We start from the raw sequence: 24841 nt of genomic DNA, 5'->3' as shown, positions 1-24841 counted from the left end.
GGAACTTATGCTGGTGGTCGTAACACCAGGCAGGGGGAGCTGCGGATGGCAGGGACGAGCGGGGCGGCGACAGCGCGGCCCCAGGACGAGGCCAAGGCACGGCGGCTCGGCGAACTGCGCGAGTTCCTGATGAGCCGCCGCGCCCGGGTCAGCCCCGCGGAGGCGGGCCTGCCGGACGGCGGCGCGCGACGGCGTACGCCGGGGCTGCGCCGTGAGGAGGTCGCCGTGCTCGCCGGGGTCGGCGCGTCGTGGTACCAGTGGCTGGAGCAGGGCCGCGACATCTCGGTGTCGCCGCAGGTCCTGGACTCCGTGGGGCGCGTCCTGAAGCTGTCGAGCGCCGAGCGGCGGCACTTGTACGTGCTGGCCGGGCTGAATCCGCCCGCCCCCGAGGTCGAGCAGGCCGACCGGGACATGTGCCAGGGGATGCAGCGGCTGATCGACACGTGGATGCCGTATCCGGCGCACATCATGGACCGCTACTACAACTGCGTCATGTACAACCACGCGGCCACGATGGTCTTCGGGATGCGTCCCGAGAACACCCAGAACTGCATCGTGGACTTCTTCACGGACCCGATCTACCGCTCGCGGAGCGTGAGTTGGCGCACGAACGCGGAGAACGTCGTCGCGCAGTTCCGTGCGTCGTGCTCGGAGACGCCGGACGACGAGGGGTTCCAGGAGGTCCTCGCCGAGCTGCGGGAAACGGCGGGCGAGGAGTTCACCGAGCTGTGGGAGCGGCGGGACGTGCGGCCCGCGGGGCAGGTCCACAAGGAGCTGACGCATCCGCTGGTGGGGGCGTTGCACGTCGAGTCGACGGCGTTGCGGGTGCCTGCGCGGCCCGACCTGACGATCGTGCTGCACACGCCGCTTCCGGAGGTGGAGACCGCGGCGAAGCTGGAGTGGCTCGCCTCGCCGGAGGGGCGGCGAGGGGCGATGTACCCGGTGGCGGTTTAGCTGTCCGTGCTCCGTATGCTCGGCGTATGACCGAGAGTGCTGCGCTTGACGCTGAGGACCGGAAGATCGTTACGCTGGCTCGTTCGGCGCGGGCGCGCAACGGGGTGGCCGAGGGGGCCGCCGTGCGGGATGAGACGGGGCGGACGTATGTCGCCGGTACGGTTTCGCTCGACTCCCTGAAGCTTTCCGCGCTGCGGACCGCGGTCGCCATGGCGGTCGCCTCCGGCGCGGAGTCCCTTGAGGCCGCCGCGGTCGTCTCTGCCGGGGAGTCGCTGTCCTCGGAGGACCTCGCCGCTGTGCGGGACCTTGGCGGGGCCGGGACGCCGGTGTTTCTGGCGGGGCCTGACGGTGAGGTCCGGGTGCGGGCTCAGGCGAGCTGACTTCGGTCGGCGCGGGAGCCTCCCCCAAGCTCGCAAAGAGCAGGGTGCCCCACGACGGGCCGAAGACTCCGCCTTTCCGCGGGCTCGCCCGAGGCGTCGTGGACACCGTCTCCGTGCCGCATCGGCGCCCGATCGTTGCCTCGGCGTGCTGCGGCCCTCCGGCGATCAGGGAGAATGGGCGCCATGAGCGTTCGTACCGAGTCATCCGAGCCGTCCGAGGCCACCCACCGCGCCGGCTTCGCCTGCTTCGTGGGCCGCCCCAACGCGGGCAAGTCCACCCTCACGAATGCTCTGGTCGGCCAGAAGGTGGCGATCACAGCCAACCAGCCGCAGACCACGCGGCACACGGTGCGCGGCATCGTGCACCGGCCTGACGCCCAGCTGATCCTGGTGGACACCCCTGGGCTCCACAAGCCGCGCACGCTGCTCGGCGAGCGGCTCAACGATGTCGTGCGGACCACCTGGGCCGAGGTCGACGTGATCGGCTTCTGCCTGCCCGCGAACGAGAAGCTCGGCCCCGGCGACCGGTTCATCGCCAAGGAACTGGCCGGCATCAAGAAGACGCCGAAGATCGCGGTCGTGACGAAGACCGACCTCGTCGACAGCAAGACGCTCGCCGAGCAGCTCATCGCCATCGACCAGCTCGGCAAGGAGCTCGGCTTCGAGTGGGCGCAGATCGTGCCGGTCTCGGCGGTCGGCGACAAGCAGATCCAGCTGCTCGCCGACCTGATCGTCCCGATGCTCCCCAAGAGCCCGCCGCTCTACCCGGAGGGCGACCTCACGGACGAGCCCGAGCAGGTCATGGTCGCCGAGCTGATCCGCGAGGCCGCCCTCGAGGGCGTGCGGGACGAGCTGCCGCACTCCATCGCCGTCGTGGTGGAGGAGATGCTGCCGCGCCAGGACCGGCCCGCGGACAAGCCGATGCTCGACATCCACGCGAACGTATACATCGAGCGCCCCAGCCAGAAGGGCATCATCATCGGCCCGAAGGGCAAGCGCCTCAAGGAGGTCGGGATCAAGTCCCGCCAGCAGATCGAGGCCCTCCTCGGCACTCCGGTCTTCTTGGACCTGCACGTGAAGGTCGCCAAGGACTGGCAGCGCGACCCGAAGCAGCTGCGCAAGCTCGGTTTCTGAGCGGGCGGGCTCGGTCGGTCTCACTCGACGCCCTTGATGCGTCGCACCAGCAGCGCCCCCGCGAGCCCGATCACCGCTGCCACCAGGTAAAGCACCCGGTAGCCGCCCAGGTGCGTCACGATCGGGGCCGCGAGGGCCGGGGCGGCGACCTGGGGCAGGGAATTGGCGATGTTGATGACGCCCATGTCCTTGCCGCGGTCCATGGCCTTCGGCAGGACGTCCGTCATCAGCGCGAAGTCCACCGACGTGAAGACGCCGAAGCCCACCCCGAGCACCGCCGCCGCGACGATCGCGCCCGGCCACGTCTGCCAGCCGGACAGCAGGGCCGTCGCCACCGCCATCAGGACGCCGGACCAGAGTACGAACGGCTTGCGGCGGCCCACGCGGTCGGACCAGACGCCGCCCACGACCACGGTCGCGAGCAGCGTCAGGCCGTTCACCGCCGTGAGGATCAGTACGCCCTCGTCGGGGTCGGAGTGGCCCAGGCGGTCCCGCAGGTAGTACAGGAGATAGAGCAGCACCAGGGCGTTGCTGAGGTTCATCAGGAAGCGGGTCAGCCAGGCCCAGCCGAGGTCGGGGTAGCGGCGCGGGCTCAGCCAGAAGGCGGCGGCGAACGACCGCCACGCGAACGGCGGCTTGTCCTGTGGCGCGAGGCGCAGGTCCTGGTGGCGCAGGACGTACGGAACGACGCCCGCCAGCGTGAACGCCGCGCACGCCGCGTACCCCGCGCCCACGCCCCCGGCCGCCGTCGCGAGTCCCGTCCCCACCACCACGCCCAGGAGCTGCGCCGCCCCCAGCCAGCCGCCCACCGAGCCCCGCTGGAGGCGCGGCACCCGGTCCGGCACGGCCGCCGTGACCGCGGCGAACGCGGCGTTGAGCGTGAGCTGGACCAGGCACCAGCCCGCCGCCATCCACCACACCGACCCGGCGGCCGAAAGCAGCAGGAGCGCGACAGCGCCGCCTGCCGTGCCCGCCACGATCCACGGCGTACGCCTGCCCCAGCGGGACGTCGTACGGTCCGAGAGGGCGCCGAAGAGCGGGTTCGCGGCGAGGGACACCACGGCCCCCGCGCCCGCCACCCACGCCAGAACCGTCTCCTTGGAGGTGCCGGCCGGGGCCAGGTCCGCCGCCTGTACGGCGAGCAGGATCTGCAGCGGGCCGTACCACCCGACCCAGATGGCGCCGTTGGCGAGCGACAGGGAGGCCGTCCAGCTCCGGCCGACCCGGTCGACCGGTTCGCGCAGCGCGCCGGCCGTCATGCCCGTTGCGCCCGCAGCGCCTCACGCAGCCAGGCGTACGACGCCTTCGGGGTGCGCTTCAGGGTGGCGTGGTCGACGTGCACGAGACCGAAGCGCTGCCGGTACCCCTCGGCCCACTCGAAGTTGTCCATCAGGGACCAGACGAAGTAGCCGCGTACGTCCACACCCTCCTCGGACGCCCGGTGTAGTGCCCGCAGATGGCCGTCCAGGTAGTCGATCCGCCGTTGGTCGTCGATTCCCTCGTACGAGCAGCCGTTCTCGGTGATCACCAGTGGGGGGAGACGGTCGCCGTACCGGTCGCGGAAGCCGGTGAGCAGGTCGGTGAGCGACTCCGGGACCACCGGCCAGCCGAAGTCCGTCACCGGGCGGCCCTCGATCTCCCTCGGCGAGAAGGGGAGGCCGGGCGGGAGGGTGAGGCCGGAGAACTCCGTCGGTGTCGCCGTGGTGGCCGGGAGCGGGGCGCCCACCTTCGTCGGCTGGTAGAAGTTGATCCCGTACCAGTCGACCGGCTCGGCGATGATCCTCAGGTCGGCCTCGACGTCGTCGCCCGGCATCAACTCCCCGATTGCGTCCGGGTATCGGCCCAGGATGAGCGGGTCGGCGAACAGGCGGTTGAGGAGTACGTCGTAGAAGTCCGCCGCTTCCGTGTCCTCGGCCGAGGAGGACGCCGGCCAGGTGGGGCCGTGCGAGTTGGCGATGCCGATGTCCGTGACGCCCGCCGCGCGCAGTGCCCGTACGGCGAGGCCATGGGCGAGGAGCTGGTGGTGGGCGACCGGCAGCGCGTCGAACATGAGCTTGTGGCCGGGCGCGTGCTGGCCGAGCGCGTGACCGAGCAGGGTGTGCTCGGCGGGCTCGTTCAGGGTGATCCACTTCTTGGCGCGGTCACCGATGCGGTCGGCCACCACGGCCGCGTACTCGGCGAAACGCTCGGCCGTGTCCCGCCGCTGCCAGCCGCCCTCGTCGGCGAGCGCGAGCGGTGTGTCCCAGTGGAACAGCGTGGGAACGGGACTCACGCCCGCCGCGCGCAGCTCGTCGACGAGCCGGTCGTAGAAGTCGAGGCCCGCGGCGCTGACCTCGCCCGCCCCGCTCGGCAGTACGCGCGGCCACGACACCGAGAAGCGGTAGGCGTTCACCCCCAACTCGCGGATGAGAGCGACGTCTTCGCGGTAGCGGTGGTAGTGATCGCAGGCGACGGCGGCTGTCGTGCCGTCCTTCACCCTGCCGGGCACGGCAGTGAACGCGTCCCAGACCGAGGGGCCGCGTTCGTCGACGGCGCCCTCGATCTGGTGAGCCGAAGTGGACACTCCCCACACGAAGTCGCGGGGGAACTGAGGGAGGGGTGCGCGCGCAGGGGTCGCTGCCATGGGCGCGATCTTCCGTACGGTCGCGTACGGAAGTCAATGGGCGTGCCTCAGAAAACGTGAACACTTCTCACGTCTTGCGAGCCGTCCGCTACGACCCTTCCTTCAGGACGCGCGTGATCAGCTTCCGCTGTGCGTCGGTCAGGCGGGGATCCGAGCAGTACACCGTGTGTCCGTCCACGGTGAGCTGGTAACTGAAGCCGTCCGGCACCCCTATCGGTGGCGTGCTCCGGCCCTCTGCCACGGCCTCTTCGGCCAGGGCCTGCCACTCGTGGGCATCGGGCAGTCCCGAGGTGTCGACCTCGGCGTGCCGCTCGATGCCCGCGAAACCTCCCGTGCGCTTCACCTGGATACGCATGGAACCTGTCTACTCCATGGGCGGGCCGGTCGCCAGGTCAGTTGGTCGGCACTCCGACTTGGGACCATGCCTTCACCACGGCGCCGTGCTCCTCGCCGTCGCCGTACTTGGCGCGCGCCGCGGCCACGGTCAGCTTGGCGAAGTCCGCGAAGGACGCGTCCTGGGCCAGCTCACCGCCGGTCAGGACGGCGTACCAGATCTGTCCGGCCCGCTCCCACGCGTTGCCGCCGAGCGCCTCGGCGAGCAGGTAGAAGGCGTGGTTGGGGATGCCGGAGTTGATGTGCACGCCGCCGTTGTCGCGGCCCGTGCGGACGTAGTGGTCCATGTCGGCGGGCTGCGGGTCCTTGCCGAGCACGTCGTCGTCGTACGCCGTGCCGGGGGCCTTCATGGAGCGCAGTGCCTTGCCCGTGACGCGCGGGGCGAGCAGCCCGGCGCCGATCAGCCAGTCGGCCTCGGAGGCGGTCTGGCCGAGCGTGTACTGCTTGATCAGCGAACCGAAGACGTCCGCGAAGGACTCGTTCAGGGCGCCTGGCTGGCCGAAGTACGTGAGGTTCGCCGTGTACTGCACGACGCCGTGCGTCAGCTCGTGGCCGATGACGTCCACGGGGATGGTGAAGTCGAGGAAGATCTCGCCGTCACCGTCGCCGAACACCATCTGTTCGCCGTTCCAGAATGCGTTCCCGTACTTCTCGCCGTAGTGGACCGTCGCGTTCATCGGCAGGCCGCTGCCGTCGATGGAGTTGCGCTGGTACGACTTCAGGAACAGCTCGAAGGTCGCGCCGAGGCCCGCGTACGCGCGGTTGACGGTCGCGTCCTTGCCGGGCTTGTCGCCCTCGCCGCGGACCTTGCGGCCCGGCAGCTCGGTCTTGTGCTTCGCGTCGTAGATCGTGCGGTGCGGCTTGTTCTCCGCGGCTTCCTTGGGCAGCGAGACGGACGGGGCGCCGATGACCGTGGTCAGGCGGCGGTGGGTGCGCTCGATCGAGTCGCGCTCCAGGGTGCGTCGAGCGGGACCGGCGAGGGCGGCGTCGTCACTCTGGGCCAGAGTGTCGAGCACGTGGGGCGGAATGATGGTGCAGAAGACAGGCTCGAAGCCTGCGTTGGCGGTCATGGCCGCAATGTGGCACTGGGTCATGCCGCTGTCACTACCTGCAGCCATGATTACTGAAATGGAGGTATTGATCACCTCTTACCCGTTACCTGATGGCGATCCCGCATACTGATACGCACCCGCGCACACAGCGCGACTCCATTAGGCTACGGAGCATCATGCGTTACGGGCTGCTTCTCCTTAGCTGCCGCGGCGAGGGCCTGTAGTCGAGGCCGACCCCCTCCCCGCGGAGTTCGGTGTTGCTCGCACAGCGACCGTCGGCCGTCCTTCAGGACACTCCCGAGGAGCCCCCGCATCATGGCGATCAAGCCCAATCTGCAGCGCGCGACTTCCATGCCGGTCCACAAGTACGGCCAGTACGACCAGGTGGACATCCCCGACCGTACGTGGCCGGACAACCGCATCACGGTCGCTCCCCGCTGGCTCTCCACGGACCTGCGTGACGGCAACCAAGCGCTGATCGACCCGATGTCGCCCGCGCGCAAGCGCGAGATGTTCGACCTGCTGGTCCGCATGGGCTACAAGGAGATCGAGGTCGGCTTCCCCTCCTCGGGCCAGACCGACTTCGACTTCGTACGGTCGATCATCGAGGACGGCGCGATCCCGGACGACGTCACGATCTCCGTCCTGACGCAGGCCCGCGAGGAGCTCATCTCCCGCACGGTCGAGTCACTGGTCGGCGCCAAGCGCGCCACCGTCCACCTGTACAACGCGACCGCGCCCGTCTGGCGCGAGGTCGTCTTCCGTGGCTCGAAGGACGCGGTCAAGCAGATCGCCGTCGACGGCACGCGTCTGGTCATGGAGTACGCGGAGAAGCTGCTCGGCCCCGAGACGGTCTTCGGCTACCAGTACAGCCCCGAGATCTTCACGGACACCGAGCTGGACTTCGCCCTGGAGGTCTGCGAGGCCGTCTGTGACGTGTGGCAGCCCGAAGAGGGCCGCGAGATCATCCTGAACCTGCCCGCCACGGTCGAGCGCTCCACGCCCTCCACCCACGCGGACCGCTTCGAGTGGATGTCGCGCAACCTGTCGCGGCGCGAGCACATCTGCCTGTCCGTCCACCCGCACAACGACCGCGGCACCGCCGTCGCCGCCGCCGAGCTGGCCATCATGGCCGGCGCCGACCGCATCGAGGGCTGCCTGTTCGGGCAGGGCGAGCGCACCGGCAACGTCGACCTCGTCACGCTGGGCATGAACCTGTTCTCGCAGGGCGTGGACCCGCAGATCGACTTCTCCGACATCGACGAGATCCGCCGCACCGCCGAGTACTGCAACCAGATGGAGATCCACCCGCGCCACCCGTACGCAGGTGACCTCGTCTACACCGCCTTCTCCGGCTCCCACCAGGACGCCATCAAGAAGGGCTTCGAGGCGATGGGCATCCGCGCCGAGCAGCAGGGCAAGACGGTCGACGAGATCGAGTGGGCCGTCCCGTACCTGCCCATCGACCCCAAGGACGTCGGCCGTTCGTACGAGGCCGTGATCCGCGTCAACTCGCAGTCCGGCAAGGGCGGCATCGCCTACGTCCTGCAGAACGACCACAAGCTGGACCTGCCGCGCCGCATGCAGGTCGAGTTCTCCAAGATCATCCAGACGAAGACCGACACCGAGGGCGGCGAGGTCACGCCGGACGCGATCTGGGGCATCTTCCGGGACGAGTACCTGCCCAACCCCGCCAACCCGTGGGGCCGCATCCAGGTCAAGAACGGCCAGACGACCACGGACAAGGACGGCACCGACACCCTCACCGTCGAGGCGACGGTCGACGGCGCCGACACGGTCCTGACCGGCATCGGCAACGGTCCGATCTCGGCCTTCTTCAACGCCCTGCAGGGCATCGGCATCGACGTACGCCTCCTGGACTACCAGGAGCACACGATGAGCGAAGGAGCCTCCGCGCAGGCCGCCTCGTACATCGAGTGCGCGATCGGCGACAAGGTCCTGTGGGGCATCGGCATCGACGCGAACACGACACGTGCGTCGCTGAAGGCCGCGGTCTCCGCGGTGAACCGCGCCGCTCGCTGACGCCTCCGGCCGCCGGACAGGCTCGAAATGAGCCTGTCCGGCGATCGTCTACCGGCCATCTCTCGCTCAGGGTGCTGACGCCACATCAACAATGTGGCTAACATCACGCCCAACGCGGCAACGTTGCCGGGACGTTACGGAGGTGCGCGGTGCTGCCAGATCGGGGACGAAACGGCCGGGAAACCCGCATCTTCGCCACGCCCGTTTCGCGCGGGCGAGTCCTGCGCAGGCGCATGATCGGCGTGCACACGGCCTGGACCACCGTCGGGGACGGCGAGTTCTTCTGCCCCGGCTGCGGCGGTGACCGCAACTACCGGCGCCGCACGGGTCGTCGCCGCTTCGTCCTGCTCGGTGTCCCGGTCCTGCCGCGCGGCGTCGCGGGCCCCATCGTCGAATGCGCCGCCTGCGGCGACCACTTCGGTACGGATGTTCTCGGCCACCCCACGACCACGCGGCTTTCGGCCATGGTGCGCGACGCCGTGCACACCGTCGTCCTCGCCGTCCTCGCCGCGGGCGGCACCTCGTCGCGTTCGACGCTCGACGCGGCCGTCGGCGCGCTGCGCGGCGCCGGGCTCGACGACTGCCGCGAGGAACAGCTCGTCGCACTCGTCGACGCGCTCGCGGCGGACACCGGGCGGGCGACCGTCCCGGACTGCGGGCCCGGTCTGGCCATAGAACTCCACGAGGCGCTCGGCCCGCTGGCCCCGCACCTGGCCCCGGCCGGGCGCGAGGCGCTGCTGCTCCAGGGCGCGCGGATCGCCCTCGCCGACGGCCCCTACACCCCCGCCGAGCGCGAGGTGCTCGCCACGGCCGGCGGCGCGCTGACCATCGGCGCGGACGAGGTGACGCGGCTGATGGTGGCGGCGCGGACGACGCACTTCTGACCTCTGCCGGTCTCCGGGCGAGGCAGGCCCCCGTACTCCCACGGGAGTAACGCGGCCCCATCGCCTCCCAGCGCCGTACGCCCCAACTCGCCCTCACGCCCGACGGATCGCGCGGCCCTCTCCGGAAAGGTTGGCACCGACCTGCCAACCTGTCGGAAGGAGGCCCGTCATGCGGGCCGAACAGACCACCTCACGCCGGCGTCGAGCCGTGCCCTGGGGGCTCCTGGGGCTGTGGATCGTCGTCATCGCGCTCGCCGGGCCCTTCGCGTCGAAGCTGGCGGACACCCAGCAGGACGGCGTCGTCGACTATCTCCCCGCCAGCGCCGACTCCACCCACGTGGCCGAGCTCCAGGCTCAGCTGCCCGGCGGTGAGGCCACCGAGCTCGTGCTCGTCTACCACCGGGACGGAGGTCTGACCGCCGCCGACCGCGAGACGGCTGCCGCCCAGGTCGCCGAGATCGGCCAGGACCACAAGCTGACCGGCGTCCCGCGCGCCGTACCGTCCAAGGACGGCGCCACGCTGATGTACCCGGTGGCGAGCAACGAGCCCGGCCAGGACGAGGACGCCAGGGACGCGCTGGTCGACGACGTACGCGAAGTCGCCGAGGGCAAGGGCGCGTTGAGCGTCGACGTGGGCGGCCCGGGGGCGCTGGCGACCGACGCGGGCAAGGTCTACGACTCGCTCGGCGGGCCGCTGCTCTACACCACCGCCGGGGTGGTGGCGCTGCTCCTGATCCTCATCTACCGCAGCCCGTTCCTGTGGCTCGTGCCGCTCGCCGTGGCGGGCATGGCCGACTATCTGGCGATGGGCGTCGCGTACGGCCTGCACGAAGGCTTCGGGACGTCCGTCACCGGCCAGAGCAGCGGCGTCATGACGATCCTCGTGTTCGGCGCGGGCACGGACTACGCGCTGCTCATCGTCTCCCGCTACCGCGAGGAGCTGCGCAGGATCGAGCGGCCCTACGACGCGATGGCCGCCGCCCTGCGCGGCTGCGGGCCCGCCGTGCTCGCCTCGTCGGGGACGGTCGCGCTGGGGCTGTTCTGCCTGCTCGCCGCCGACCTCAACAGCAGCAGGGGCATGGGCCCGCTGGGCACGGTCGGTGTGCTGTGCGCGCTCGCCGCGATGCTGACGCTGCTTCCCGCGCTCCTCGTCCTCCTCGGCCGACGCGTGTTCTGGCCGCTCGTGCCCGCCTTCGGCAGCGAACCCAAGAAGCGGCGCAGTCTCTTCACCATGATGGGGAGTTCGGCGGGGCGCAGGCCGCGCGCCGTGCTCGTGGGCGGTGCCGTGCTGCTCGGAGCGCTCGCCCTCGGGGCGTTCAACCTGCCGGGCGCGCTCAAGCAGGAGGACTCCTTCACCAAGACGCCCGACTCCGTCCACGCGATGGAGACCCTCGCCAAGGCCTACCCCGGACAGGGCACCCGGCCCATCACCGTGATGGCCCCCGAGGACCGTGCCACCGCGGCCCTGTCCGCGGCCAAGGACACGAAGGGCGTGGACAGCGCGCGGGAGGGACGCACGGGGAAGGGCTGGACGGAGATCTCCGTGATCGCGACGTCCGCGCCCGAGTCGGCGCGGGAGACGCAGACGATCAAGGCGCTGCGGGCGAACCTGGACGGGTCGTACGTGGGCGGTGCCAGCGCCCAGCAGCTCGACCTGAAGGACACGAACGACCGTGACACCCTGATCATCGTGCCGCTGGTCCTCGCGGCGGTGCTGCTGATCCTGGTGGTGCTGCTCAGGTCACTCGTCGCGCCGCTGATGCTGCTCGCGGCCGTGGTCGCGGTGTGGGGGGCCTCGCTGGGCATCGCGGGCCTCGTCTTCGAGCCACTCCTGGGCTTCGAGGGCACGGACCCCGGGCTCGGCCTGCTGTCCTTCGTCTTCCTCGTCGCCCTGGGCGTCGACTACGGCATCTTCCTGATGCACCGCATGCGGGAGGAGTCCCTCGCCGGGGCGGAGCCGGGGGAGGCGGCGCTGACCGCGCTGCGGACCACGGGCGGCGTCATCGCGTCGGCGGGCCTGGTGCTCGCGGCGACGTTCGCGGTGCTCACCAGCATGCCGCTGGTGCAACTCGTCGAGCTCGGCTTCGTGATCGCGGTCGGGGTGCTGCTCGACACGTTCCTGGTGCGGACGTATCTGGTGACGAGCGCGAGCGTGGCGCTCGGCCGGAAGGTGTGGTGGCCGGGCAAGCTGTCGCGGCCCACGGCCGCCGCCCCGCCGGTGGCGGAACCGGAGCCCCAACGGGTGCCCGCCCCTTGACCGTTGACCGCCTCGGGACGCCCCTTCCCTGCCGGAGGGGCGTCCTCGTACGGGAGGATGGAGCGGTGGGGAGAGAATCGCAGGTTCAGGTCCACCGGAGCTCGTCGACACCGCGCGGTCTGCTGTCCTTCACCCGGTCCGTGCCCGGCACGTCACGTGCCCTGCGGGACGACGCGCTGTTCGCCGCGGGGCTCGCGGTCCTTTCCGCACTGCTCGCGGCCTTCGTGGCGGACGGGCGGCGGCCGGACCTGCTCGCCTGGGCGCTGTTGCTCGGCGCGCACGTGCCACTGGTGTGGCGGCGCGTGCGGCCCATGCCTGTGCTGCTGGCCGTCCTGGGGTGCGTAGCGCCGTACCACGCCGTCGACTACACCCACATCGCCGCGGTCCCGGTGGGCATGGTCGCCCTCTACACCGTCGCCGTGTCCGGCCGCCCGCGCCGGGCCCTGATCACCGGCCTCCTCCTCGTCGGCGTCATGCTGACCGTCAACGTGAGCGTCTCCCCGCACCAGGTGGCCGAGGTGATGAGGATCACCGGATGGGTCGTCGCCGTGCTGCTGCTCGGCGTGTACGTGCGCATCCACCGCCAGTACGTCGCCTCCGTCCTTGAGCGCGCCGAGCGGGCGGAGCGTACGCGCGAGGAGGAGGCGCGGCGGCGGGTCGCCGAGGAACGGCTGCGGGTCGCCCGCGATCTGCACGATCTGCTCGCGCACAGCATCACCCTGGTCGGCGTCCAGACCTCCGTCGCGGCGCATGTCCTCGCCGCCGATCCGGAGCGGCTCGACCGGGCGGCGGTGGCGAAGGCGCTGGACGACATCGCCGACACCTGCCGGTCGGCCCGGGGCGAACTCCGGGCCACGCTCGCGGTGCTGCGGGCCTCCGGTGCCGGGCCCGAACCCGACGAGACGCGGGACCCGTTGCCGGGGCTCGACGGTCTCCCCGATCTGGCGGAGGCGGCGCGTACCTCCGGGGCCGAGGTCGATCTGGCGGTACGGGAGGCCGAGGCGCCGCCCGCCGTGGGCGCGGCGGCCTACCGGATCGTGCAGGAGGCACTGACCAACGCGGTGCGGCACGGCGGGCCGGGGCTCACCATCCGGGTGGGGATACGCGTGGCGGACGCGGCGCTGCGGGTGACGGTCACGGACGACGGGCGGGCCGCCGACGACCCCTCGCACACCCCGGGGTTCGGCCTCGTGGGGATGCGGGAGCGGGCCCGGAGCGTGGGCGGCACGTTGGAGGCCGGGCCCCGGGCGTGTGGTGGATTCGAGGTGTCGGCCGTGCTGCCGCTGGTTCCTGTCGGCCTGGGAGGGCTTCGATGACGATCCGTGTACTGCTCGCCGACGACCAGACGCTGGTGCGGGCCGCGTTCGCGATGCTGGTGGAGTCCGCACCGGACATGGAGGTGGTGGGGCAGGCGGGGACGGGCCGGTCGGCGGTCGAACTGGCCCGCTCGGAGCGGGCCGACCTCATCGTCATGGACATCCGGATGCCCGACCTCAACGGCATCGAGGCGACGCGGCTGCTCGCCGAGGACGAGGACCTGGCCGGGGTGAAGGTCTTGATGCTGACGACCTATGACACGGACGAGCATGTCGTCGACGCGCTGCGGGCCGGGGCGTCCGGGTTCCTGGTCAAGGACACGAAGCCGGCGGAGCTGCTGGAGGCGATTCGTACGGTGGCGGCGGGGGAGTCCCTGCTGTCGCCGGGCCCGACTTCGCGGCTGATCGCCCGGGTGCTGCGTGCCCCGGCCGCGGTCCCGCCTCCGGAAGAGCTCGCGGGGCGGTTGAGCGAGCGGGAGTGCCAGGTGCTCGCGTTGGTGGCGCGGGGCCTGAACAACACGGAGATCGCGGAGACGTTGGGACTGAGTCCCTTGACGGCGAAGACTCATGTCAGCCGGATCATGGGCAAGTTGGTGGTCCGGGACCGGGCGCAGTTGGTGATCGTGGCGTACGAGTCGGGGTTGGTGCGGCCGGGGGTGAGGGGGGCGGAGTAGGACGGTCCCTGCGGGGCTTTCCCCAATCCCGCCCCCTCCCGAAACCAAGGGGCTCCGCCCCCTGGACCCCCGAAAAGATGTCCTCAAACGCCGGACGGGCTGAATCTATCCAGCCCGTCCGGCGTTTGAGGACGAACCCGGCGCAGCCGGTGATGACGGCAACCAAGGCCCCCGCGCCGAGCGGGATTTCGGGAAGGGGCGGGGTTGGGGAAAGAACCGCCCTACAACAACCCCGCCCCCGCCAAGAACTTCCCTACCCGCTCAACCTCTCCGGAGGCCAGCGGAACCTGCGGCTCCGCAGTCGCCGCACACGCAATCACGCCCCGCAGGGCAAGCGCCGCCTTGAACGCGCCCAGCGCAGAAGAGCTGCCGCCCATCCGCCCCGCGTCCCCGACACGCACCATCCCGAACAGGCCGCACAGTCGCTCCTGCTCCACCCGAGCCCGCACCCAGTCCCCCTCCCGGCAGTAGCGGTACAGCCGCGCATACCCCTCCGGGTCCACATTCCCCAGCCCCGGCACCACCCCGTCCGCCCCCACCGCCAGCGCCGTGTCCACCGTCGTCTCCGAACCCGTCAGCACACTGAAGCCGGGTGCGTCCCCACGCCCTCGCGCCCCCAGCACCACCTCCCGGAAGTTCCCCTCGTCCCCGCTGGAGTCCTTCAGCCCCGCCAGGACCCCCTCCGCCGCCAGCTCCAGGACCAGCTCCGCGGGCAGCTTGGAGTGGACCGAGGCCGGCAGGTCGTACGCGAAGACCGGCACCGGCGATCCCGCCGCCACCAGACGGAAGTGGCGGGCCACCTCCGCCGGATGTGTGCGCGTGTAGAAGGGAGCCGTCGCCACCACTCCGTCCGCCCCCGCATCCGTGACCGACCGGACGTGATCCAGAACCCTTGGCGTCGCCATGTCGATCACCCCTGCCAGGACCGGCAGTTGCCCCCCGGCATGCCCCACCACGGTGTCGACCACGACCCTCCGCTGAGCATCCGTCAGGTATGCCGCCTCCGACGACGAGCCGAGGACGAACAGGCCGTCGACCCCGCCCGAGACCAAGTGGTCGACCAGCCTGACGAGCGACGCCGTGTCCACCTCGTGGTCCGGTGTCAGGGGGGTGCAGACGGGCGGAACGACACCGGTCAGCGGGGTGGGCATGGTCATGGAGTCTCCCTGGGGCTCGCGTCCGTGGCGGCGGACTGGATGACTAGTTCGTGCGTGGACTGGCCGTCCGGCACGGGGTGGTGGCAGCGGTAGCGGTGCCCGGACCCCGCCGTCGACGCGACGTCCGGCATGGTGGCCGCGCAGGTCTCGTCCGCCTTCCAGCACCGCGTACGGAACGGACAGCCGCTCGGCGGTCGCGTCGCCGAAGGCACCGGGCCGACGAGCGGGATCGGGTCGATGGGGTCCAGGAGGCCGGGCGTCGCGGAGAAGAGAGCCCGGGTGTACGGATGGCGTGCCCGGTCCAGGATCTCCTGCGCCGGTGATTCCTCCACGATCCTGCCCAGGTACATGGTGATGACCCGGTCGCTCATCCGCCGCACCGTCTGGATGTCGTGCGACACGAAGACCAGGGCCAGACCGAGCCGCTCCTTCAGGTCCAGGAGGAGGTTGAGGATCTGGGCGCGCACGGAGACATCGAGCGCGCTCGTCGGCTCGTCCGCCACCACGAGCTCCGGTTCGAGGGCCAGGGCGCGCGCGATCGCCACGCGCTGGCGCTGTCCGCCCGACAACTGGCCGGGCAGACCGTCCGCCAGGACCTTGGGCAGCCCCACCAGGGACATCAACTCGACGACCCGGGCGTCGCGTTGCGCCGGAGTTCCCACCCTGTGCACGTCAAGGGGGTCCCGGAGGATCTGCCGTACCGTCAGCCTGCGGTTCAGTGCCGTCGACGGGTCCTGGAAGATCATGCCGGTGTTGCGTCCGATCGCGATCCGGCGCTCGGCCGGCTTCATCGTCCACAGGTCGCGTCCCCGGAAGGACACCGTCCCGGCCGTGGGCTGCTGCACCCCCACGAGCACCTTCGCGAGCGTCGACTTGCCACACCCCGACTCGCCCACGACACCCACCGTCTCGCCGGGCGCGATGGTCAGATCGGCGCCGGTCAGGGCGTACACGCGGTCGCGTGAGAACAGCCCGCCCGAGCGAGCCCGGTGCACGACGTGCGCGTCGGAGAGGGTGATCAGGTCTTCGGAAGGCGTGTCCTTCGTCGCGTCCTTTGTCGTGTCCTTCGTCGTCACTTGAGGGCCTCGCTTCCCCTGGGCCGCGGCACGCCCGGCGGCTGCTGCGCCGGGTGGTGGCAGGCGATGGAATGCCGTTCCCCGCCCACGAGTTCGGGCGCCGTCGTGCGGCACACCTCGCTCGCGAGGGGGCACCGGTCCGCGAACCTGCAGCCCGCGGGGAAGTCGGCCGGTGAGGGGACGACACCCTTGATCTGGGTCAGGCGCTCCGCCGCGGATTCGAGCGAGAGCACCGAGCCGAGCAGGCCGCGCGTGTAGTGGTGCGACGGTGCCTCGACGAGGTCCGCCGTCACGCCCGTCTCGACGATCTGGCCGCCGTACATCACCACCACCCGGTCGGTGACGTCCGCGATCAGGGCCAGGTCGTGCGAGACGAGGATCAGCGCGAAGCCCAGCTCCTCGCGCAGGCGCAGCAGGAGTTGGATGACCTGGGCCTGGACCGTGACGTCCAGGGCCGTCGTCGGCTCGTCGGCGACGATCAGTTTCGGGTCGCGGGAGAGGGCCATCGCGATCAGGACGCGCTGGCGCTGGCCGCCGGAGAGTTCGTGCGGGTAGCTGCGCAGGGTGCGGTCCGGGTCGAGGCCGACCAGTTCGAGGAGTTCCACGGCCGTGCGGCGGCCTCCCCTTCGTACGACCTGTTTGAGCTGGGAGCGGACCGTCATCGCGGGGTTGAGGGACGACAGGGCGTCCTGGTAGATCATCGCCATGTCGTGGCCGAGCAGTCGTCTGCGGGCGCGCATCGGCATGCCGAGCAGCTGCTCGCCGTCGAAGGTGACCTGGCCGCCGATGCGGGCGCCCTTCGGCTCCAGGCCCATCACGGTCAGCGCGGTGAGCGACTTGCCGCAGCCCGACTCGCCCACCAGGCCGAGCACTTCGCCCGGCCGGACGTGGAAGCTGATGCCGTCGACGATGTCCACCCCGCCGTGCCGGGCGTCGAAGCCGATGGTGAGGTCGGAGACGGTGAGCACCGGGCTGCCCTCCGGCAGCGGGCGCGCGCGTGAGCGCAGACGCTCGGCCGCCTCCGTCAGGCCCGGCAGTTCGAGGACCTTGCCGCTGCCCGGCTCGGGCGCTTCGAGAGGGTCCTCCTTACGGGCCTCTCCCGGCACGTCACGGGTCGCGGGCGCCGCCCACGCGTCCGACACGCCTTCGGAGAGGATGTTCAGGGCGAGGACCGTGATCAGCATCAGGAGGCCGGGGAAGACCGTCGCCCACCAGCCGCCGAGCAGCACCATGTTCTTGCCGTCGGCGATGACGCTGCCCCAGGACGGGTCCGGGGGCCGCACGCCCGCGCCGATGAACGACAGCGAGGCCTCGAAGACGATCGCCTCGGCGACCTGCACCGTGCAGAACACGAGGATCGGCGCCGCACAGTTGATGGCCACGTGCTTGATCAGGATGTGTGGGGTGCGGGCGCCGACGATGCGTTCGGCGACGACGTAGTCCTCGCCGTACTGATCCATCACGTTCGCGCGCACGACCCGCGCGATCGGCGGGGTGAACAGGAACGCGATGGCGCAGATCAGTACGAGGATGCCGCCCCCGAAGACCGCCACGAGGACGGCCGCGAGCGCGATCCCGGGGAACGCCATGACGATGTCCAGGCACCGCATCAGCGTCTCGTCGACCGCTTTGCGGGACGTCGCCGCGATCGCCCCGAGCACGGCCCCGACGACCAGGGCGAGCAGCGTCGCCCCGAGTCCGATCGCCAGGGACCAGCGCGCCCCGTACATCAGCCGGCTGAGGATGTCCCGGCCGAGGCTGTCCTGCCCCATCCAGTGGTCGCCGGTCGGGTGTCCCGTGCCGTCGGACTGCGGCTGCTGGTCCAGCGGGTCGTGCGGGGCGATCAGCGGTGCGAGGAGCGCCACCAGGACGACCACGCCGATCACGCCCACCGCGACGCGCGACAGCACGGGCAGGCGGCGCAGGGAGCGCAGCCGGATGCCGGGCCGCGAGAGCCGCTCGGCCAGAGCCTTGCGCGACATGATCATCAGGCGGTCCCCCTCAGACGCGGATTGACCAGCAGATAGAGGATGTCGAGGACCAGGTTCACGACCACGAATCCGACGGCCGTCGTGATGACGACCCCTTGTACGACGGCCGGGTCGCCGTTCTTCACGGCGTCGATCATCAGCTTCCCCATGCCGGGCAGCGAGAAGATCGTCTCGATGACGACCGCGCCGCCGAGCAGATAGCCCACGCGCAGGCCGAGCACGGTCAGCGGGTTGATGAGGGCGTTGCGCAGGACGTTGCGGCCGACCACCACGACCGGTGGCAGTCCGCTGCCGATCGCCGTGCGCACGTAATCCTTGTCGAGCTCCTCCACCACCGCCGTGCGGATGATGCGGGTGAGCCCGGCGGCCACCGGCAGGGAGAGCGCGAAGGCGGGCAGCGTCATCGTCTTCAGCCAGCCGGTGAGGGAGTCACCGGGGTTGACGTATCCGCCGGTCGGGAACCAGCCCGCCTCCACCGCCAGGTACTGGATCATGAGCAGCGCCAGCCAGAAGCCGGGCGCCGCCACACCGGTCAGCGAGATGACGCGGATGAGCTGGTCGGGCAGCCGGTCGCGGTAGATCGCGGCGGTCACCCCGAGCAGCAGCGAGATGACCACCGCGATGCCGAGCCCGAGGAAGGTCAGCTGCAGGGTGAGCGGAAGCGCGGTGGTGACCTGGTCCACCACCGGTGAGCGGGTGAGCACGCTGATGCCCATGTCGCCCTGGACCAGATCGCCGACGAACGCGACATAGCGCACCGGCAGCGGATCGAGCAGGCCGTTCTCCTCGCGGAACTCGTGCAGCTGCTCCTCGGTCGGATTGGCGCCCTGGAAGAACGCCGACGCCGGATCGACGTCGGAGAACCGCATCACGAGGAAGACGAACAGGACGATGCCGAGCAGCAGGGGGACGAGCAGGACTAGGCGGCGCACCAGGATTCTGACGATCGCGATCACGTCGTACGACTCCCCACGGTCTTGCTGGAAGGCTGGTTCCCTGAGCGGCTAGTCGGCCCACTTGGCCTGGAGGAGATTGATGCCCGGATAGGGCTGGGCCTTGATGCCGGTGAGCTTCTTCGGGTCCCAGGCGGTCATCAGCTCGTTGTGGACGACCGGATAGATCACCGCCTGCTCGGCGACGGTGTCGATGTACTCCTGGACCATGGCCTTCTTCTTGGTCGCGTCCGGCTCGCGCGTCGCCTGGTCCATGTCCTTGAAGAGCTTCTTGGCCACGGAGTTGTCCGCCCAACGGGCGTAGCCCATCCACAGGTTCTCGGGCCCGTAGTTGTAGTGCATGATCAGGTCGGGGTCGATGCCGAACTGGTTGGGGTTCGATGCGGCCGCGACGATCTGGTAGTCCTTCTTCTGGTCCATCTTGGTGAAGACGGCCGTGGTCTCCTGCGGGTCCAGCGTCGTCTTGACGCCGATCGCGTCCCACGAGGCCTTGATGGTCGGCAGGCAGTCGACGATCCAACTCACGTTCACCGCCATGAGATCGACCGACAGGTCCTTGACCCCGGCCTCCTCCAGAAGCTTCTTCGCCTTCTTCGGGTCGTACGCGTAGACCGTCTTCGCCGGGCGGTAGGCGGGGTTGGACTCGTTGAGGAACGAAGTCGACGCCTTGCCATGACCCTTGAGGGCGACCTCGATCATCTTCTCGGTGTCGATGGCATAGTGCAGCGCCTGGCGCACGCGTACGTCGTCGAAGGGCTTGTGAGCGGTGTTGAACATCAGGAACAGGTTGTTCATCCCCGCGCCGCCCTCGACGGTGAGCCCGCCCTTCTTGAGCTGCTCGATATTGGCGTACGGGATGTTGTCCGCGATCTCCGAGTCCGCGCTGCCGCCGGAGATCTTCGCGACGCGGGGGGCGGCGTCCACGATGGTCAGCCAGTTCATCTTCTTGAAGGCGGCCTTGCGGGGGCCGTTGTAGTCGTCGAAGGCCTCAAAGGTGGTGTTGGACTTCGGGGCGTGCGACGCCATCTTGTACGGTCCCGAGCCCACCGCCTTGCCCTTGGTCGCGTCGTCCCAGGCGCCCGGCTTGGAGAAGACGTGCTTCGGCATGATCTTGGCGAGGGAGAGGCGGGCCAGGCCGTCCGGGAAGGGGAACTTGAGGGTGAGCTCGACGGAGGTCGCGTCGACCTTCTTGACCTCCTTCAGCCAGCTCTCGAAGAAGCCCTTGGCCAGGGTCTGCGTCTTCGGGTCCAGGATGCGGTCGAAGACGAACACCACGTCGTCGGCGGTCACCGGCTTCCCGTCGTGCCACCTGGCTCCGGGCCGCAGCGTGAACTTCCAGGTGGTCGCCTTGTCGTCGGTGGGGATCTCCGTGGCGAGCGCGGCGTACGGCTCACGGGTGAGGGGGTCGGTGCCCAGGAGGCCCTCGTAGATGTGTTCGTTGCCGGCCATCGCGAAGGCGGACGCGGTCTGCGTGGGGTCCCAACTGCCGTCGTTTCCATAGCCGATGACGGCGGTGAGGGTCGAGTCGCCGCCCTTGCCGTCGCCGTCTCCGGCCTCGTTCGTGGACTCGGGCCCCGACGAGCAGGCGGAGAGCGTGGTGGTGATGGCGGCGGCGGCGCCCAGCGCACCGGTGTACTTGAGGAAGGCCCGACGGTCCGATGTGGGGCCGGTGGAGCCGCGGCTGGTCTTCAGGTCGCTCACTGTGTCTCCCTTGAGAGATCCCACGTCCTACGTCATGGTGGCGTGGCGACGATAAGAGGGGCCGGGGGGCCGGTCAAGGCTCTGGACGTGCCGTTACGCGTCGATACGCGCAGTACGTCGCCGACCGTGCCGGCCGAGGCCCGTGCGTGGCGCCTCGTCGAGATGAAAGGTCGGATGACATGGGTGAGTGTCAGGGCATGGACCGCTTCCGTTCGCGCCTGCCGGCGCTCGGCTACGGCGGCGACTACAACCCCGAGCAGTGGGGCCCCGAAGTCCACGCGGAGGACGCCGAGCTGATGCGCGAGGCGGGGGTGAATCTGGTGACGCTCGGGATCTTCTCCTGGGCGAAGACGGAGCCGGCCCCGGGCACGTACGACTTCACTTGGCTGGACGGCCACCTGGACCGTCTCGCGGAGGCGGGCGTCGCGGTGAGCCTGGCGACGATGACGGCGTCCCCGCCGCCATGGCTGACGCGCCTGCACCCGGAGACCCTCCCGATGACGCAGGACGGGGTCCGCCTGCACCCGGGGGCCCGCCAGCACTGGTGTCCGTCGAGCCCGACGTACCGCACGCACGCCGTACGCCTCACCGAGCGCCTGGCCGCGCGGTACGGCGAGCACCCCGCGCTCGCCCTCTGGCACATCGGCAACGAATACGGCTGCCACATCTCACGCCACTGCCACTGCGAGGTGTCGACGGCGGCGTTCCGCGGATGGCTGCGGGAGCGGTACGGCACGGTGGAACGCCTCAACGACGCATGGTCGACGGACTTCTGGTCGCAGCGCTACGGCACCTTCGAGGAGATCCACACCCCTCGCAAGGCCCCGTCGTTCCGCAACCCGGCCCAGCAGCTCGACTACTGGCGCTTCTCCTCCGACGAACTCCTCGCGTGCTACCTGGCGGAGAAGGAGGTCCTGACCCGCATCACCCCGCACATCCCCGTCACGACGAACTTCGTGCCGGTGGCGAAGACGCTGGACCTGTTCGCGTGGGCACCGCACCTGGACGTGGTGTCGTACGACTCGTACCCCGACCCGCACGATCCGGCTTCACTCCACCGAACGGCCTTCTCGTACGACGTCATGCGCGGCCTGAAGAGCGGCCGGCCGTGGCTGCTTCTGGAACAGGCGCCGGGCGCCGTGAACTGGCGTGAGCGCAACGGCAGGAAGCCACCGGGCCGGATGCGCCTGGACAGCTGGCAGGCGGTGGCGCACGGCGCGGACTCGGTGCTGTTCTTCCAGTGGCGGCAGTCGCGCGGGGGAGCGGAGAAGTTCCACTCGGCGATGGTGCCGCACGGAGGCAGGCAGACGCGGATCTTCCGCGAGGTGCGTGAACTGGGCGCGGAACTGGCAGCGCACCCCGAGCTGCTCGGCGCGACGCCCGAGCGGGCGGACGCGGCGCTGCTCATGGACTGGCCCAGCTGGTGGGCGCTGGAACTGGACGCGCACCCGAGCGCCGACGTCACGTTCCTGGAGGCGGCCCTGGCCCACCACAAGCCGCTGTACGACGCGTCGGTGGCCTGCGACGTGGTCCCGGTGGACGGGGACTTCACCGAGTATCGCCTGCTCCTGGTCCCCAATCTTTACTCGGTGACGAAGGAGACCGCGGCACGAATCCGTGCGTACGCCCACGGCGGCGGCACTCTGGTGATGTCCTACTTCTCCGGAATCGTGGACGAACACGACCGCGTCCACCTCGGCGGATACCCCGCCCCCTTCCGCGAACTCCTCGGCCTGCGGGTGGAGGAGTTCGACCCGGGACCGGACGGCACGTGGTCGGAGGAGATCCACCTGGAAGGCGCGGAAGCGGTGACCACGTCCGCCGAGGGCACCCCGACGGTGACCCGCCACCCCTACGGCGAGGGCGTGGCCTGGTACTTGGGCACGCGCCCCGCCCCGAAGGAGATGCGGGAACTTTTTGACCGGGTGCGCGCGGAGTGCGGGGTGGAGCCGGTCCTGCCGGACCTCCCCGAGGGGGTGCAGGCGCGGACGCGGGTGACGGCGGATGGGGAGCGGGTGCATGTTCGGCTGGACACCCGGGACTGGTCGGTGGACGTGCTCCGCGGCTGACCCCCGCAGGACTAATCCCGCTCGCTCTTGCCCGGATCACCCATGGCGGTCGCTCTGAAGAAAAGTCCCAGACCAGAAGGGGAAACCCTCTGGTCAAGAAGCATCCGCGTGGGACTTTACTGCAACTGTCAGCCGTCGGCGGGCCGTTGACCGCAGGGGGGCCCGGGGGAGAAGGCTCCCCCGGGCCCGCCTGGGCGTCAGGCCCTTGCGGGGCCCGGCCGTTCGGCCGCGCTCGTCAGCTCGTCTGCATGGGAACAGCGAGGTACTTGTAGGCGATCCAGCCGGTCTCCCCCTTGTGCGGGCCGCTGGTGACCTTCAGGAAGGCCCACGTGCCGGCCTTGGCGGTGCAGGTGACGTACACCCAGCGGCCTTCGCCCACCGTGCCCTTCGCCGTGTAGCCAGTACCGGGGCCAGTGCGGAACTTGACGGTGGTGTCAGTCTGGGTGTCGTAGTTGGCGACATTCTTGGTGCAGGCGCTGGAGCCGACCGCGGAGGCGGTCGGCGCGAGCGCCACGGTGCCACCCACGATCGCAGCGCCGACAGCGGCCACGCTGGCGAGTCGGGCGGCGATCCTGTGCTTCGTCATGTGTTGCCTTTTCTTTGGTTCTTCGCGCGCTACAGCCCACAGCGGTGCCATAGCCATAGCTTCGAGGCGTTTTCAGGCCAAGGGCGAGGGCGAAAAAACAAGTTCGCCCCTGCGGGTGCATCCTCGCGGTATGGCCCAACATTTCCCCAACACGCGCCTACGTCACGTGCGTGCTGCTTCTCACCGTCAACCGTCAACCGGCCGTCCTGACCCGTCACGAGGCGATCGCGTTGGTTCCCCGAGGGGTCGTGTGGCCGGCCGGACACCTGGCTCGTCGGACGTTAGCGAGGCGTTAGTCAGACGTCGGTAGATCATCAGCAGCGACCGACAGTCTGGTTCTGCCGAGCCCGCACCACTGACTGAACGGGAAGAACATGTCGCACTCCACCCTCCTCCACGCCCGCAAGGCCGCTGCCGCCATGGTGATCGCCGTCGCCGCGTTCGGGCTCACCGCCTGCCAGAGCGGCGGAAACGACGCCTCCTCGTCCTCCGCGTCCTCTTCCGCGCCCACTTCCGCGTCCAAGACCGGCGAGACCGGCGGGGACTCCGCCGACGGCAAGTCGTCGGGCACGCCGGCCAAGTCCGGGAAGAGCTGCACGGACCAGATCAACTACGCGGGTGACCCTCGGTCGAACGCCGAGATCAACAGCATCGGCGCGGACACCGGCACCTGCCCCACGCCGGTGAAGGGGAACAAGCCGTCGGCAGCCCCCGAGAAGACCGGGAAGAGCTGCACGGACCAGATCAACTACGCGGACGACCCCCGGTCGAACGCGGAGATCAACAGCATCGGCGCCGACACCGGCACCTGCCCCACGCCCGAGAAGGGGAACAAGCCGTCGGGCACCCCGAACAAGCCCGGTGTCAGCTGCACCGACCAGATCAACTACGCCGGCGACTCGCGGTCGAACGCCGAGATCAACAGCATCGGCGCGGACACCGGCTACTGCCCGCCGGTCAAGAAGTAGTGGGACACGGCTAACACAGCTACCCGTCGAGGTCGAGGTTCTCCCGGAGCGCGTCGACCACGTACTCGGGGCAGAACTCCAGGAGCCACTCCATGAAGCGCATGCCGTATTCGTCCCGTGCGCGGTCGATGATGAGGTCGCCGTCCTCGGGCGCGGTGAGGCCGAACCTCTCCTCCAGCCAGTCGAGATACTCCCCGTGCCCCGGGCTGTGCTCTTCGTCGGCGTCCCACTCCCACTCGGGGAGGTACCACTCGTGGTCGATGGCCAGCAGGCGGAACAGGTCCCGCAGCCCGGAGGCGACGACGTCGAGGTCGCCCTCGTCCCCGAAGAGGACGACGGGCAGCGTCGCGAGATCGGCGCGGTCGTCACAGCGCCACAGCGCGTAGAACGACCCGGAACCGGTGGCCTGGGCGAAGGGCACGAGCCGGTCCAGGCGGACCCGCAACTCCGGGGAGTCGGTCATGTCCAGCCACTGGACGAGGCCGGCGTCGCGCCACCCGTACGCGTACATCTCGAACCCGTCGGCGAAGCCCGCTTTCCCGGGCCCGTCGTGGAACTCCTTGAGCAGATTCAGCTCGGGTATGGGCGAGTAGGCACTACCCATGGCGTCGTCCACGGCATCTCCTCGGT

21 protein-coding genes are annotated in these 24841 nt (G+C 70.1%); 10 read left to right on the top strand and 11 right to left on the bottom strand.

What is annotated here, in order from left to right; genetic code table 11:
- Positions 1 to 129 precede the first annotated feature (129 nt).
- From AB0I94_RS03280 to era, 3 genes are all read left to right on the top strand, one after another.
- Positions 130 to 954 carry a helix-turn-helix transcriptional regulator gene (locus AB0I94_RS03280; RefSeq protein ID WP_363307760.1) on the top strand — a complete coding sequence of 275 codons (825 nt, stop codon included), beginning with the start codon at positions 130 to 132 and terminating at the stop codon, positions 952 to 954.
- 26 nt (positions 955 to 980) lie between these two features.
- A complete protein-coding gene (locus AB0I94_RS03275) occupies positions 981 to 1334 on the top strand; it encodes a cytidine deaminase (protein ID WP_363307639.1) in 354 nt (117 codons plus the stop codon).
- Positions 1335 to 1508: 174 nt separating this feature from the next.
- Positions 1509 to 2468, top strand: a complete 960-nt coding sequence (gene era, locus AB0I94_RS03270; protein WP_363307638.1) for a GTPase Era — start codon at positions 1509 to 1511, stop codon at positions 2466 to 2468.
- A gap of 20 nt (positions 2469 to 2488) precedes the next feature.
- Here the strand turns inward: era and AB0I94_RS03265 are convergent, their stop codons facing one another.
- The 4 genes from AB0I94_RS03265 to AB0I94_RS03250 all read right to left on the bottom strand — a co-directional run bounded on the left by AB0I94_RS03265 (position 2489) and on the right by AB0I94_RS03250 (position 6554).
- Entirely contained in the window at positions 2489 to 3727 is a 1239-nt protein-coding gene (locus tag AB0I94_RS03265) for an MFS transporter (RefSeq protein WP_363307637.1), read from the bottom strand.
- The gene (locus AB0I94_RS03260; protein ID WP_363307636.1) at positions 3724 to 5091 is read right to left on the bottom strand and encodes a GH1 family beta-glucosidase; all 1368 of its coding nucleotides are present in this window, start codon (positions 5089 to 5091) and stop codon (positions 3724 to 3726) included. Before AB0I94_RS03260 ends, AB0I94_RS03265 begins: the two co-directional genes overlap by 4 nt.
- An 88-nt stretch (positions 5092 to 5179) precedes the next feature.
- Positions 5180 to 5446, bottom strand: a complete 267-nt coding sequence (locus tag AB0I94_RS03255) for a protealysin inhibitor emfourin (protein ID WP_363307635.1) — start codon at positions 5444 to 5446, stop codon at positions 5180 to 5182.
- Between the two features lie 37 nt (positions 5447 to 5483).
- The gene (locus AB0I94_RS03250) at positions 5484 to 6554 is read right to left on the bottom strand and encodes a M4 family metallopeptidase (RefSeq protein WP_363307634.1); all 1071 of its coding nucleotides are present in this window, start codon (positions 6552 to 6554) and stop codon (positions 5484 to 5486) included.
- Positions 6555 to 6851: 297 nt separating this feature from the next.
- On the opposite strand from AB0I94_RS03250, the gene leuA reads away from it, so the two are divergent.
- The 5 genes from leuA (at position 6852) to AB0I94_RS03225 (ending at position 13710) form a co-directional block, all read left to right on the top strand.
- Positions 6852 to 8579: a 2-isopropylmalate synthase gene (gene leuA / locus AB0I94_RS03245; RefSeq protein ID WP_363307633.1), complete on the top strand. Its 1728-nt coding sequence runs from the start codon at positions 6852 to 6854 to the stop codon at positions 8577 to 8579.
- A 233-nt stretch (positions 8580 to 8812) separates the two neighbouring features.
- Positions 8813 to 9463, top strand: coding sequence for a TerB family tellurite resistance protein (locus AB0I94_RS03240; RefSeq protein ID WP_363307632.1), 651 nt, complete (start codon positions 8813 to 8815; stop codon positions 9461 to 9463).
- Positions 9464 to 9632: 169 nt separating this feature from the next.
- Entirely contained in the window at positions 9633 to 11720 is a 2088-nt protein-coding gene (locus AB0I94_RS03235; protein ID WP_363307631.1) for an MMPL family transporter, read from the top strand.
- 119 nt (positions 11721 to 11839) lie between these two features.
- The gene (locus AB0I94_RS03230; protein WP_363307759.1) at positions 11840 to 13036 is read left to right on the top strand and encodes a histidine kinase; all 1197 of its coding nucleotides are present in this window, start codon (positions 11840 to 11842) and stop codon (positions 13034 to 13036) included.
- The gene (locus AB0I94_RS03225) at positions 13033 to 13710 is read left to right on the top strand and encodes a response regulator transcription factor (RefSeq protein ID WP_363307630.1); all 678 of its coding nucleotides are present in this window, start codon (positions 13033 to 13035) and stop codon (positions 13708 to 13710) included. Before AB0I94_RS03230 ends, AB0I94_RS03225 begins: the two co-directional genes overlap by 4 nt.
- Positions 13711 to 13931: 221 nt before the next feature.
- On the opposite strand, the gene AB0I94_RS03220 is transcribed toward AB0I94_RS03225, so the two are convergent.
- From AB0I94_RS03220 to AB0I94_RS03200, 5 genes are read right to left on the bottom strand one after another with little or no spacing between them, the layout of a single operon-like run.
- The gene (locus AB0I94_RS03220; RefSeq protein WP_363307629.1) at positions 13932 to 14867 is read right to left on the bottom strand and encodes a dihydrodipicolinate synthase family protein; all 936 of its coding nucleotides are present in this window, start codon (positions 14865 to 14867) and stop codon (positions 13932 to 13934) included.
- The gene (locus AB0I94_RS03215; protein WP_363307628.1) at positions 14864 to 15943 is read right to left on the bottom strand and encodes an ABC transporter ATP-binding protein; all 1080 of its coding nucleotides are present in this window, start codon (positions 15941 to 15943) and stop codon (positions 14864 to 14866) included. Before AB0I94_RS03215 ends, AB0I94_RS03220 begins: the two co-directional genes overlap by 4 nt.
- Positions 15940 to 17931, bottom strand: coding sequence for a dipeptide/oligopeptide/nickel ABC transporter permease/ATP-binding protein (locus AB0I94_RS03210; RefSeq protein ID WP_363307627.1), 1992 nt, complete (start codon positions 17929 to 17931; stop codon positions 15940 to 15942). The genes AB0I94_RS03215 and AB0I94_RS03210 overlap by 4 nt, the downstream gene beginning before the upstream one ends.
- The gene (locus tag AB0I94_RS03205) at positions 17931 to 18890 is read right to left on the bottom strand and encodes an ABC transporter permease (RefSeq protein WP_363307626.1); all 960 of its coding nucleotides are present in this window, start codon (positions 18888 to 18890) and stop codon (positions 17931 to 17933) included. Before AB0I94_RS03205 ends, AB0I94_RS03210 begins: the two co-directional genes overlap by 1 nt.
- Positions 18891 to 18938: 48 nt before the next feature.
- Positions 18939 to 20588 (bottom strand): ABC transporter substrate-binding protein, encoded by a 1650-nt coding sequence (locus tag AB0I94_RS03200; protein ID WP_363307625.1) that lies wholly within the window; start codon positions 20586 to 20588, stop codon positions 18939 to 18941.
- A 197-nt stretch (positions 20589 to 20785) separates the two neighbouring features.
- On the opposite strand from AB0I94_RS03200, the gene AB0I94_RS03195 reads away from it, so the two are divergent.
- Complete coding sequence (locus AB0I94_RS03195) at positions 20786 to 22657, top strand: beta-galactosidase (protein WP_363307624.1); 1872 nt, start codon at positions 20786 to 20788, stop codon at positions 22655 to 22657.
- A gap of 235 nt (positions 22658 to 22892) precedes the next feature.
- On the opposite strand, the gene AB0I94_RS03190 is transcribed toward AB0I94_RS03195, so the two are convergent.
- Complete coding sequence (locus AB0I94_RS03190; protein ID WP_363307623.1) at positions 22893 to 23243, bottom strand: hypothetical protein; 351 nt, start codon at positions 23241 to 23243, stop codon at positions 22893 to 22895.
- 374 nt (positions 23244 to 23617) lie between these two features.
- On the opposite strand from AB0I94_RS03190, the gene AB0I94_RS03185 reads away from it, so the two are divergent.
- Entirely contained in the window at positions 23618 to 24211 is a 594-nt protein-coding gene (locus tag AB0I94_RS03185; RefSeq protein WP_363307622.1) for a hypothetical protein, read from the top strand.
- A 19-nt stretch (positions 24212 to 24230) separates the two neighbouring features.
- On the opposite strand, the gene AB0I94_RS03180 is transcribed toward AB0I94_RS03185, so the two are convergent.
- Positions 24231 to 24827 (bottom strand): hypothetical protein, encoded by a 597-nt coding sequence (locus tag AB0I94_RS03180; RefSeq protein WP_363307621.1) that lies wholly within the window; start codon positions 24825 to 24827, stop codon positions 24231 to 24233.
- Between the last annotated feature and the right edge of the window lie 14 nt (positions 24828 to 24841).

Origin of the sequence: Streptomyces sp. NPDC050147 (assembly GCF_040660195.1) — a bacterium.
Classification (GTDB): domain Bacteria; phylum Actinomycetota; class Actinomycetes; order Streptomycetales; family Streptomycetaceae; genus Streptomyces.
This window is presented reverse-complemented; position numbering and strand designations above follow the sequence as displayed.